We start from the raw sequence: 12,449 nt of genomic DNA on the forward strand, positions 1-12,449 counted from the left end.
CACCCGAGTGGATGGGGCTTGGTTGGGTTTACTGGTGTAACTGGTGTTGTTGCAGGAACTTCACGGCTTTATCCGGGAAGTCGGTAAATACACCATCAACCCCCGCATCGATATAGAAAATTTTCAACATATCGTTGAAATCCTTGGCATAAGGAGGAACCTGCCCTGGATCAGAACGGAAGGTGTAAGGGTGGACCTGCAAGCCTTGCTGTTTAGCCTCTTTCGCCAAGGTGGTCAGCTCAATGTGGCCTGGCGTTGAAGTGCTCTTCACAATCATTGGATACCATGGCCCAATACCATCGGCATATTTAGCCAGTTTGGCGGCACCGCCTGGTTTCAGCATCCAGTCATAGCTGTAGGGGGTCAGGCTACCATCTGGGTGGATCTCCATGGTTTCGATCACCTTCTGATCATCAGTATTGGTGATCAACTGAACCAGTTTGATGTCCATGTTCATGGCAGGTAGGAGCTCTTTTTTCACCCGTTGCAAGTCTGGGGCATCAAAGCTCTGCAAGTAGACCTTATCGCTTTTCTTGGTATAACCGTAGGATTTCAGCACTTCCAGCACCGCTTTGGAGATATCCTTCCCTTCAGTTTTGTGGAACCAAGGCGCTTTGGTTTCTATATAGATGCCCACATTTTTGCCGGTAGAGTGATTCATACCTTGAATCATCTCAATTTCATCTTGCAGCGTATGGATGCGGAAGTCGGATTTCCACATCGGGAATCGATTAGGGAACTTCTGCTGCTGAACGCCATCTTTGACCAAAAATTCTTCGGTAAACTTCAGGCTCTGAATCTCTGCTAGCGTAAAGTCGAGGGCATAATAACGCCCATCTTTACGGTGACGGTCAGGGAATTTTTTCGCGACATCGGTGACCCGATCCAGGTAGTGGTCGTGCAGGACAATTAGCTTATCATCCTTGGTCATTACCACATCTTGTTCCAGATAATCCGCTCCCATGGCATAAGCCATCGATTTTGCCGGTAGCGTATGTTCCGGTAGATAACCGCTGGCACCTCGGTGAGCAATGACCACTTTCTCTGCGGCTTGGACCGCAGTAGCCATTGAGGTGACAAGCAGCATCCCTGTTAGCAGAGCTTTAACTTGAGTCCGCATTTCATTGTACTCCTTATTGATTGCTGTCAGAGGAAGGAAAAAGGCCGCGAAGCGGCCTTTAAATCATGCAAATATGTTGTTAATGGCGTTTGGCGGCCAGTTCTGCCTTGTGTTTGTTCTCACTGAACATGGTCAGCAGTAACAGCAATACCGCCCCCACACTACCACCGATCAACACCATAAAACCGCCATTCCAGCCGAAGGCGTCCACGGTGTAGCCCACAACTGCACTGGCTATCACTGACCCCCCCAGGTAACCGAACAGACCGGTGAAGCCCGCCGCAGTACCTGCGGCTTTTTTCGGTGCTAGCTCTAGGGCGTGCAGGCCGATCAACATCACTGGGCCGTAGATCAGGAAGCCGATGGCGATCATACAAGCCATATCGATGCCCGGGTTGCCCACCGGGTTCAACCAGTAAATAACGGTGGCAATAGTGACCAGGATCATAAAGAACACCCCGGTGGCACCACGGTTACCTTTAAACACCTTGTCCGACATCCAGCCACACAGCAGGGTGCCTGGAATACCGGCGTATTCGTAGAGGAAGTAGGCCCAGGATGATTTATCCAGTGTGAAGTGTTTCACTTCTTTCAGGTAGGTTGGCGACCAGTCAAGAATGCCATAACGCAGCAAATAGACAAACACGTTGGCGAAGGCGATGTACCACAACAACTTGTTAGGCAAGACATACTGCATGAAGATTTGCTTGGCAGTGAGTTCTTCTTCCGCTTTATCGCTGTAGTCGGTTGGATAGTCGTTTTTGTACTCTTCAATGGGTGGCAAACCACAAGATTGTGGCGTATCACGCATTAAGGCAAAGGCGACCAGTGCGACCAGGATCGCGGCAAACGCGGGCATATACAGTGCGGCACGCCAGTCATTGAACCAGGCCATACCGAGCAGGAACAGCAATGGTGGCAAGCCCCCGCCCACGTTATGGGCACAGTTCCATATCGAAACGATACCGCCACGCTCTTTCTGTGACCACCAGTGCACCATGGTACGACCACAAGGCGGCCAGCCCATACCTTGGAACCAACCACACAGAAACAGCAGCACGAACATGATAGCAATGCTGGAGGTAGCCCAAGGCACAAAGCCCATGAATAACATCACAGCGGCGGAGAGGATCAACCCGGCAGGCAGGAAAACCCGAGGGTTTGAACGGTCAGATACCGAGCCCATAATAAATTTGGAGAAACCATAGGCGATTGAAATACCTGACAGTGCAAAGCCGAGATCACCACGACTGAACCCTTGCTCGACCAGATACGGCATCGCCAGGGTGAAGTTTTTACGCACCAGATAGTAGGCGGCGTAACCAAAGAAAATCCCCATAAAAATTTGCCAGCGCAGCTTACGGTAGAGCGGATCTACCTTATCGAGTGGCACACGGGAAATGTGTGCGGCTGGTTTAAATATACTCAGCATGAGCGCCTCCGATGGCTTTATCAGTTATTACATCAGCAGGAAAAGGATCTCCTGGAGATGATTGAGCGGATGGTGTTCTATAACGAGCATCATCCTAGTGAAAACTGGCATTTTTCTCTGTGATGTGGCGCGCATTTGTTACATATTTATAACGGTTAATGTTTTTTTGAGTGATTTATTAGCGTTTTGAGTGTGGCTAAGGGGCGATTAGCGTGATTTGAATCACTATTGTGGCTTTTTGTTTTCGTTTATTGCTCGTTATTGCTCCTTATCAAACAATTGTTCCTGGAGTTATGCCTAAATAACCCTATTACCATAGAATTAGGGGGCGTGATGAGTAACAACTCACCAGTGACTGAAACGGAAGTGATCATCATTGGCGGCGGGGCTACCGGCGCGGGGATTGCTCGTGACTGCGCGCGGCGGGGATTGCGCTGTATTTTATTGGAACGGCATGACATCGCTACCGGGGCGACAGGGCGTAACCATGGGTTGTTACACAGTGGGGCTCGTTATGCTGTGACCGACAGTGAATCGGCCCGTGAATGCATTGAAGAGAATCGCATCCTTAAGCGTATTGCCCATCACTGTATTGAACCGACTAATGGCCTGTTTATTACCTTGCCACAGGATTCACTGGCGTATCAGCAGCAATTTATCTCGGCTTGCCACCAGGCCGGGATTGAGGCTGAAGCGATTGATCCCCAATTGGCCCGCCACCTCGAACCCGCGGCAAATCCTGACTTGATTGGCGCGGTACGCGTGCCGGATGGTACGGTAGATCCTTTCCGTTTGACGGCCGCCAATATGCTCGATGCCCGTGAGCATGGCGCACAGATCCTGACTTATCACCAAGTGACGGGGTTGTTGCGTGAAGCTGATCGTGTGACCGGCGTGCGCGTTTTCGACCATCAATTAGCGCGCCATTATGATATCCATGCGCCGGTGGTGGTGAATGCTGCCGGCATCTGGGGGCAGCAAATCGCCGAGTATGCCGACCTGCGTGTCCGTATGTTCCCTGCCAAGGGGGCATTGCTGATCTTGGGGCATCGCATTAACAACATGGTGATTAACCGCTGCCGAAAACCCGCCGATGCCGACATTCTGGTGCCAGGGGATACCATCTCGCTGATTGGTACCACCTCGACGCATATTGATTATGACCAGATTGACAATATGGTGGTCACGCCGCAGGAAGTGGACCTGTTGCTCCGTGAAGGTTCGCTATTGGCACCTGAATTGGCACAAACCCGTATTCTGCGTGCTTACGCTGGCGTGCGGCCATTGGTTGCTTGTGATGATGATCCTTCTGGGCGCAGCGTCAGCCGAGGCATTGTGCTGCTCGACCACGCAGTGCGCGATGGGTTGGAGGGGTTTATCACCATTACTGGCGGTAAACTGATGACTTACCGACTGATGGCGCAGTGGGTAACGGATAAGGTGTGCGCCAAACTGGGGGTCGATACGCCTTGTACTACCGCCACAGAGGCGTTACCGGGTTCTCGTCAGTCGGCAGAAGAGACAGTGCGTAGTGTGGTTTCTCTTCCGGCCAGCATCCGCGGTTCGGCGGTCTATCGTCATGGTGATCTCGCCAGCTTGGTGCCGTCCGGCAATCGGCTGGATAACAGCCTGGTGTGTGAGTGTGAAGCGGTCACCGCCGGGGAAGTTCGCTATGCAGTGAACTCGCTGACGGTGAATAACCTGGTCGATTTACGCCGGCGTACCCGTGTCGGCATGGGCACCTGCCAAGGGGAACTGTGTGCCTGTCGTGCTGCGGGTTTACTGACGCGTTTTAAGATGACAACCCCGCAACAATCTATTGAACAACTTTCCCATTTCCTCAATGAGCGCTGGAAAGGTGTACGCCCGATTGCCTGGGGCGATGCCCTGCGGGAAAGTGAATTCACCAGTTGGGTTTATCAAGGTTTATGTGGTTTGGATGCGCCTGGCGAGTGCCAACAGGAGGCGGATGATGCAATTTGATGTGGTGGTGATTGGCGGAGGATTAGCCGGGTTGAGCTGTGCGATTCGCTTGGCGGAATCTGGCAAGCGTTGTGCCGTGGTCAGTAGTGGCCAGAGTGCGCTCTACTTCTCTTCCGGCTCTCTCGATCTCTTGGCGCAATTGCCTGATGGTACGGCAGTCACTTCCCCTCTCGCCGCATTGCCTGCACTGCAGCAACAGGCACCGCAGCATCCTTACAGTCTGCTAGGGGCTACTCAGGTTGCGACCTTGGCGCGGGAGGCGGAGGAGTTGCTGCAACGTTGTGGGGTTGCCATGCAAGGGAGCTGTGAGTGGAACCATTTGCGTGTTACGCCACTGGGCACGCGCCGGGCGACTTGGTTGAGTCCGCAGGCGATCCCGGTATCTGCGTGGGGGGGAAATTTGCCTTGGCAGCATATTGCAGTGCTGGGTATTGAGGGCTTTCTCGATTTCCAACCGCAGATGGCCGCCAGTTCGCTGATTGAAGAACAAAAGGTGATCGCTGAAGCGGCATTTTTGCATTTACCTCTTTTAGATCGTTTGCGTAATAACCCGAGTGAATTTCGCGCGGCGAACATTGCCCGTGTACTGGATCTGCCAGAGCATTTGGCGGCCTTGGCGGAAGAGGTGAAGCGCCAGGCGGGTGAAGCTGAGGCTATTTTCTTGCCAGCCTGCTTGGGGCTGGAGAGTGACCAGCCGTTACTCGCATTACGCCAAGCAGTGGGCAGGCCGGTTTTCCTTCTGCCAACCTTACCGCCTTCGGTGTTGGGGATGCGTTTGTACCAGGCATTGCGCCAGCGCTTGCAACAACTGGGTGGTGTCTTTATGCCGGGAGATACCGTGTTGCGGGCCAGTATTGACCAGCAGCGCATTAGCGGATTGTATACCCGCAATCACACGGATATTCCGTTGCGCGCGCAGCAGGTGGTATTGGCGAGCGGCAGCTTCTTCAGCAACGGTTTGGTCGCTGATTTAGCCGGTATCCGTGAGCCGGTGTTCGGGCTGGATGTCTTCAGCAAAGCCGAGCGGGCCGACTGGAGTCACCCGGATTTTTTCGCGGCGCAGCCTTACCTGCAGTTTGGGGTAAAAACCGATGCTAATTTGCGAGCCCTTAAGCAGGGGGAGGCGATCACTAATCTGTATGCCATTGGTGCCGTGGCCGGTGGTTATGATCCGTTACAGCAAGGTTGTGGTGCCGGGGTCTCGTTGATTGGTGCCCTGCATGTGGCGCAGCAGATTATAGAGGGGCACAACGTAAAATGAGCCAGTCAAAAGACATGAGTTTTGAGAGCTGCATCAAATGTACGGTTTGTACCACCTACTGCCCGGTAGCCAAGGTTAATCCTCTCTATCCAGGGCCGAAACAGGCTGGGCCAGACGGTGAGCGTTTACGGTTGAAAGACCCAGCGCTTTACGATGAGGCGCTCAAATATTGCACCAACTGCAAGCGATGCGAAGTGGCCTGCCCTTCCGATGTGAAAATCGGTGACATTATCCAACGTGCTCGCGCCAATTTCAGCCAGAGTAAACCGACACTGCGTGATGCCATTCTCAGCCATACGGACATTATGGGCTCGTTATCAACCCCGTTTGCGCCGATTGTTAACGCCACCACTGGCCTGAAACCGGTACGCAAACTGTTGGATAAAGCGCTGAAGATTGACCATCGGCGTGAGCTGCCAAAATATTCGTTTGGTACTTTCCGCCGTTGGTACCGCCAGCAGGCGCAACAGCAGCAGCGTTATACGGAACAAGTGGCTTTTTTCCACGGCTGTTTTGTCAATTATAACCATCCCCAGTTGGGTAAAGATCTGATCAAGGTGTTTAACGCCATCGATATTGGTGTGCAGCTACTGGAGCGTGAAAAGTGCTGTGGCGTACCACTTATCGCCAATGGCTTTATGGCACAAGCGAAAAAGCAGGCCAAAGTGAATGCCGAATCACTGCATAAAGCGGTGGTGATGCAAGGTATTCCAGTGGTTGCCACCTCCTCTAGCTGTACGTTTACCCTACGTGATGAGTACCCGCATTTACTGGATGTCGACACCTCGGCAGTGCGTGAGCGAGTGGAATTGGCAACTCGATACCTCTACCGTTTGCTTCAGCAAGGTCGCACATTGCCACTCAACCCAATGCCGTTACGAGTGGCTTACCACACGCCATGTCATATGGAAAAAATGGGCTGGACGGCTTATACGCTAGAACTGTTGCGGCAGATCCCAGGTTTGGAATTGGTCGTGCTGGATTCACAATGTTGTGGCATTGCCGGAACCTACGGTTTCAAGTCGGAGAACTATCAAACGGCGCAAGGTATTGGTGCCTCGTTGTTTCGGCAGATTGAAGCGAGTGGGGTGGATATGGTGATCACGGATTGCGAAACCTGCAAATGGCAGATAGAAATGTCCACCAGCAAGCGTTGTGAACACCCTATTACCTTGTTGGCACAGGCTTTAGCATAGGGTGCAGAAGCTGCACCCTTAATACGATACCCGTAATACCATCCCCGTCGGCACTGATGCTTCGGGGATTGAACCGGGTGTTACTTGCTGAATTTCAGCGTGTTGATAATAAGCTGTGCTTCGTCTTGCGCCTGCTGTGGGTTATCCGCCGGTAGTATGATCTGAATAGTCAGCAGATTATCATCCACCAGCGCCAGCAGGGTGGATGTGTAGGATTTTTGACCATTACCAGTGATGATGGTGTTTAGCTGGCGCATGGGGGTGCCATTGGCGTCAATGGTTTTATTGCTGAGCACCTCCAGGTTGGCATCACGGGTGCGTAGTTGGTGCTCCAGGCGTTGAACCAGTACTTCCAGACTCTCTGACGTTTTGTCCCCTAGCAACACGATCACAACACGTTGACCGCTGCTGTCGGCATAGACATAGCGATTATTGATCTGGCTATTGAGCTTGCTGCTTTGATCTGCCATGCCATTGGGCAGTGAGAAGGTCAACTTGCCATCCAATAAGCTCAGCGTCTGGTTTGCTGGGGTACTTGCCGGCGTGCCGTTGACGGGTTGTTTGTTGTCTTTGTTAGCACCATCACAGGCAGCGAGGCCAAGTGCCAACAGGCTGATAGCCATCAATCTCACTACTTTACGCATTGGGCGTCCTTATTCTTTTACAGATAACAGATAAATGGAGTATGGCACTCAGTCACCTGGGTGTCAGATATCCCACAGGATAAGAGACGACGCCAGCATTACCACTGGCTTAACGGCAACCGGCTCTGCTGTTGGTGTGAAGACAGGCGCTTGAGCAACATGTTCAGCAGTACACCATACATCGGCAGGAAGAACAACATGCAGATCATGACCTTAAAGCTGTAATCTACCAGTGCGATCTCCACCCAGTTAGCGGCCATAAAAGGGTCACTGCTTTTGTAGAAAGCAATAAAAAAGAAGGCCATGGTATCACTGATATTACCCAGCAACATGGCAGCGGCTGGGGCGACCCACCAGGTGCGGCGTTGACGCAAGCGGTTGAAGACATGGACATCGAGGATTTGGCCCAACACATAGGCCATAAAGCTGGCAACGGCAATCCGTGCTACAAGCAGGTTAAATTGGGTTAAAGCCGCAAACCCTTGCCATTCTCCCTGGAAGGTCACCGTAGAAATAATATAGGAGATCAGCAGCGCCGGGATCATCACGGAAAGAATGATCTTGCGTGCCAATGGTGCGCCGAAGATCCGTACCGTTAAATCAGTAGCCAGGAAGATAAATGGGAAGGTGAACGCTCCCCAAGTGGTGTGAAAGCCGAAAATGTTGATCGGCAATTGCACCAGATAGTTGCTGGAGGCAATGATGGTAATATGAAAGAGCGAAAGCCAAACCAGTGCGGTTAAGCGTTGCTGGGGGGTAAATGAATACATAATGTGACCTTTTTGGATGATGGGGTGAGGGAACCCATGTCATTTTTTAGCTGTGCGGCGGCATGATACGTGTTTGCGCAACGAATGCAATGGTTAAATTTAACGCAAACGTTAACGTATCTTGCGCAAAAAAACGACTGGCGTAAACTAAGCGCTGTTAAGATCCAGTAAGTATACTTGGATGTTTTTTGATCGAGAGAAGAATATGACTGACATTTTTGCCCAGGCAGACCAGACGCTAGATGCCTTGGGATTACGCTGCCCGGAACCGGTAATGATGGTGCGTAAAACGGTACGCTATATGGATAACGGCAAAACCTTGCTGATCATTGCCGATGATCCTGCCACTACCCGCGACATACCGGGTTTTTGCCGCTTTATGGAACACACTTTGCTGGCTCAGGAAACAGATAAGGCGCCGTATCGCTATCTGTTGCGCAAGGGGTTGGCGGAGTAACAGATATTTATACACTGGCCTCAGCAAGTTGCCGGTAAGCTGCAACTCGCTGGAGCCAGGGGAATCAGCGTTTTTTCAACAACCGTAAGGCATTGGCGGTCACCAGTGCGGTAGCGCCGGAATCTGCCAGTACTGCCAACCATAAACCGGTTATACCCAACAAAGTCGTGACCAGGAAAATCCCTTTCAGCCCTAACGCAATAGTAATGTTCTGGCGAATATTGGCCCGAGTGGCACGGGAAATACGGATCATCTCGGTGATTCCCACCAGCCGATTGTGGGTCAGTGCCGCATCGGCTGTTTCCAACGCCACATCAGTACCACTGCCCATAGCGATGCCGATACTGGCGGCTTTCATGGCTGGGGCATCATTGATGCCATCGCCAATCATGGCAGTGTACTGCTGTTTGCTCAGTTCACTGACTATCCGCACTTTATCTTCTGGCATTAATCCGGCGCGATAGTCGATCCCCAGCTCACTGGCGATGGCGGCGGCAGCGCGCGGGTTATCACCAGTGAGCATCAGGCTACTAATCCCCAACGCTGCCAGTTGGGTCAGCGCCAGCTTGGCATCTTCGCGCAACACATCGCGCAGGGCCAACAGGCCAATGGGCGCGCCATCAACCAGTACCACCACGGCGGTTTTCCCCTCATTTTCCAGGGTGTCTACTTTGTGGTGCCATTCGCGGGTTAACTGATTTTCTGCCAGCTTGCCCGGTGTGCTGATCCGGATGATTTTACCGGCTACCATGCCTTCAACGCCGATACCGGCCAGTGCGCGGCGGCCTTCAGCGAGAGGGAGTTCAACCCTGCGTTCTACCGCATGGTTGATGATAGCTTGCGCCAGTGGATGGTGTGACCCTGCTTCAATGGCGGCGGCAGTGGCCAGTAACACCTGCTCGCTGATCCCTTCGGCGGGCAATACATCCGTCACCGTGGGTTTGCCTTGGGTTAATGTGCCGGTTTTATCGAACGCGATGGTTTGTACTTGCCCCAACTGCTCTAGCGCGGCTCCGCCTTTAATCAGCGCACCGCGACGTGTTGCTGCCGCCAGCGCGGAAGTGATCGCGGCCGGTGTGGAAATGACCAAGGCACATGGGCAACCGATCAGCAGTAATGTCAGCCCGCGGTAAATCCACAGCGACCAAGGCTCCGCCAATAGCAACGGGGGGATCAGGATCACTGCCAGTGCCAAGAGCATGATCGCCGGGGTGTAGTAACGGCTAAAGCGGTCGATGAAACGCTCAATGGGCGCACGGCGCTCTTCGGCTTCTTCAATTAATTGCAGTATGCGGTCAATGGCATTGTTGCCCGGTTCCGATATGACGGCTACCTGTACCACCTGATCGACAGACAAACTGCCAGCCGCGACTTTCTCCCCTTGCTGGCGCTCTACTGGTACGGACTCCCCAGTTAAGGCACTTTCGTCAAAGCTGGCAAACGGGTTGAGTAACTCAGCGTCAGCAGGTAAGCGGCCACCCGGGGCGATTTCTATCACATCGCCAGGGCGCAGGCTGGCAACCGTAACACGCTTACGTTGATTACCCTGGATCAGCCAGGCATCTTCCGGGACTAAGGCCATCAACGCCTTAACGCCACGTCGTGCTCGCTTGGCGGCATAGGATTCCAGCAACTCACCCAACATAAATAGCAGTAGCACCATTGCCGCTTCTGCGGTGGCACCAATAAATAGTGCGCCGATGGCCGCGATACTCATCAATGTTTCTATGGCGAACGGGGTACCTGAACGAATCAGTCGTAACGCTTTGCTGGCAATGGGCAACAGTCCAACCAGGGCAGTGATAATAAAGGCAATATTGCCCCATTGTGGGTTGAAAATATCAATCATCCAACTGGTTAACATCAACCCGGAGAGCAGTAATAATGGGGTAAATTCCCCCCAGTGGATGGTTTTAACTTCACTGTTTTGGTGGTTGGCTGTGGGGCTCAGGAGCGTAAACCCCGCGCGTTTTACTGCGTTTCGCACATTGATGCTGATATCTGACTGGGCATCCACCACCAGCTTTTCAGTCGCAAACAGCACCTGTACCTGATTCACGCCAGGTAGTGATGCAACGGCATTTTCAATTTTTTTTGCGCAACTGGGGCAATCCATACCCGTCACTGTCCAACTGAAGCGCTGACTGCCGCGAGGGGGAGCGGCAGTCAGACTGTCGCTCTCCTCATCAGGATCATCATGGTGGGCACAACAGCCATTCTGGTTATCGTGCTCATGAGGTTGTTCGGGAGAATGGGCAGGGTTTTCCCCTATTGTCGCTTTTTTATGGCTGCAGCCATGCTGTGTTTGGCTATGTTGATGGTTGCAATGGCAACTGTTTTGCTGGTTTTTCTCTTGGTGGTGGTGCTCTTGGTGAGTATGCATAGTGCCCCCTCAGGCAATCACTTGAAACAACGCTGGTGTCTGATAAAGAGTCTACACCTTGGAGTAGACTCTAGAGTCAAGCGTGAGATCCGCAATGTTATGCCAGTTGCAGCAGTGGTGGCTTCTTGAGCCCCGGCAGGAGCGGATTTGCCGTGGATGATGAGGATAGGCCATCGCAGTTTGGTCGTGAATGAGCCAATGGGGCTTGCGAAAAAATCTGGTTATGGCTTTTCTATTTTGTTAGTATCCGTTTGAATTTTGTTCAAACAACAGACGAGGAAAAGCAAATGCCCTCTTTTTCAATGAGGACAAATGCCATATTCGCTTTCTTTATTTTTGTATTGACTACCGGTTTTAGCTACGCTTCAACCAGTGCCATAACGAACATAGAGTATTCTCATAAAGGCAAGCAGCCTCATCAGATGCTGCCTGATTTGCGAAAGTACCCTTCAGGCACACCGCGTAAGAAAGCGTTTCTTAATGTCATTGTCCCTACGATTGATAGACTCAATCGTGAAATTATGAATGACAGGAGCTGGTTACTGGAACACCAGGATGCCAAGCACTGGTCACCGAGTGATATCGCCAAGCTCAGAACCCTGTGTCAGCGCTACGATATGACATGCAACTCACCGAAGCGCACCAACTGGGGTTCGTTGTTACATCGCGTCGATATTTTGCCTACCCACTTCGTTGCCACACAGGCTGCAACGGAATCCGGTTGGGGCACATCAAAACTGGCTCAATCCAACAACAACCTTTTTGGTTTGCGTTGCGGACAAAACTGCGTTACCGCACCAGGTCAGGTGAAAGGTTATTACGCTTACAAAACCATTGAGGACGGTGTTATCGCCTACATTAAGAATATGAATACACATAAGGCGTATAACTCACTGCGTTCAGAGCGGGCAAAACAGCGTCTGGGTGAGGATGATTCACTGAGTACACCAGAACTGATCCGTCAGCTATCAGGTTATTCTCAGAAGGGTGCCTCCTATAACCGCTATCTGCTGCAGATGTATGACAGTAATAAGACACTGATTTCGAAGGCCCAGAAAGTAGCCCGGAACTCATAAATCATAAATCGTACCCTCCTGGTTCACTGAGCCAGGAGGGTAGATTGATGTTCTATTTCATATCTCCAAGTTCAATCCACTCGCCGCAGGTCGGCAATCGAATCAATCCTGATGATTTTCCATCAGT

10 protein-coding genes are annotated in these 12,449 nt (G+C 52.0%); 5 read left to right on the plus strand and 5 right to left on the minus strand.

Features of this window, described 5'->3' with window-relative positions; all coding sequences use genetic code 11:
• Positions 1-28 precede the first annotated feature (28 nt).
• Positions 29-1,120 carry a glycerophosphodiester phosphodiesterase gene (gene glpQ / locus AC2A06_RS13700; RefSeq protein ID WP_473196266.1) on the minus strand — a complete coding sequence of 364 codons (1,092 nt, stop codon included), beginning with the start codon at positions 1,118-1,120 and terminating at the stop codon, positions 29-31.
• 79 nt (positions 1,121-1,199) lie between these two features.
• The gene (glpT, locus tag AC2A06_RS13705; protein ID WP_023489561.1) at positions 1,200-2,552 is read right to left on the minus strand and encodes a glycerol-3-phosphate transporter; all 1,353 of its coding nucleotides are present in this window, start codon (positions 2,550-2,552) and stop codon (positions 1,200-1,202) included.
• Between the two features lie 333 nt (positions 2,553-2,885).
• Here glpT and glpA point away from each other — a divergent pair, with 333 nt between their 5' ends.
• The 3 genes from glpA to glpC are packed head-to-tail and all read left to right on the plus strand — an operon-like array spanning position 2,886 to position 6,992.
• Complete coding sequence (glpA, locus tag AC2A06_RS13710; protein WP_484380653.1) at positions 2,886-4,535, plus strand: anaerobic glycerol-3-phosphate dehydrogenase subunit A; 1,650 nt, start codon at positions 2,886-2,888, stop codon at positions 4,533-4,535.
• A complete protein-coding gene (gene glpB, locus AC2A06_RS13715; RefSeq protein ID WP_484380694.1) occupies positions 4,525-5,796 on the plus strand; it encodes a glycerol-3-phosphate dehydrogenase subunit GlpB in 1,272 nt (423 codons plus the stop codon). Before glpA ends, glpB begins: the two co-directional genes overlap by 11 nt.
• Complete coding sequence (gene glpC / locus AC2A06_RS13720; RefSeq protein ID WP_473196264.1) at positions 5,793-6,992, plus strand: anaerobic glycerol-3-phosphate dehydrogenase subunit GlpC; 1,200 nt, start codon at positions 5,793-5,795, stop codon at positions 6,990-6,992. Before glpB ends, glpC begins: the two co-directional genes overlap by 4 nt.
• An 80-nt stretch (positions 6,993-7,072) precedes the next feature.
• Here the strand turns inward: glpC and AC2A06_RS13725 are convergent, their stop codons facing one another.
• Both AC2A06_RS13725 and AC2A06_RS13730 read right to left on the minus strand, forming a co-directional pair.
• On the minus strand, positions 7,073-7,636 hold the full coding sequence (locus AC2A06_RS13725; protein WP_484380654.1) for a DcrB family lipoprotein: 564 nt from the start codon (positions 7,634-7,636) through the stop codon (positions 7,073-7,075).
• Positions 7,637-7,734: 98 nt separating this feature from the next.
• On the minus strand, positions 7,735-8,406 hold the full coding sequence (locus AC2A06_RS13730) for a 7-cyano-7-deazaguanine/7-aminomethyl-7-deazaguanine transporter (protein ID WP_023489556.1): 672 nt from the start codon (positions 8,404-8,406) through the stop codon (positions 7,735-7,737).
• Between the two features lie 205 nt (positions 8,407-8,611).
• Between AC2A06_RS13730 and tusA the strand changes: the two genes are divergently transcribed.
• Positions 8,612-8,863, plus strand: coding sequence for a sulfurtransferase TusA (gene tusA, locus AC2A06_RS13735; protein WP_023489555.1), 252 nt, complete (start codon positions 8,612-8,614; stop codon positions 8,861-8,863).
• A 64-nt stretch (positions 8,864-8,927) separates the two neighbouring features.
• On the opposite strand, the gene AC2A06_RS13740 is transcribed toward tusA, so the two are convergent.
• On the minus strand, positions 8,928-11,246 hold the full coding sequence (locus AC2A06_RS13740; RefSeq protein WP_484380655.1) for a zinc/cadmium/mercury/lead-transporting ATPase: 2,319 nt from the start codon (positions 11,244-11,246) through the stop codon (positions 8,928-8,930).
• A gap of 287 nt (positions 11,247-11,533) precedes the next feature.
• Here AC2A06_RS13740 and AC2A06_RS13745 point away from each other — a divergent pair, with 287 nt between their 5' ends.
• Complete coding sequence (locus AC2A06_RS13745; RefSeq protein WP_484380656.1) at positions 11,534-12,322, plus strand: protein bax; 789 nt, start codon at positions 11,534-11,536, stop codon at positions 12,320-12,322.
• The last annotated feature ends 127 nt before the right edge of the window (positions 12,323-12,449 follow it).

It is taken from the genome of Serratia sp. HNCC26DJ244 (assembly GCF_057180565.1).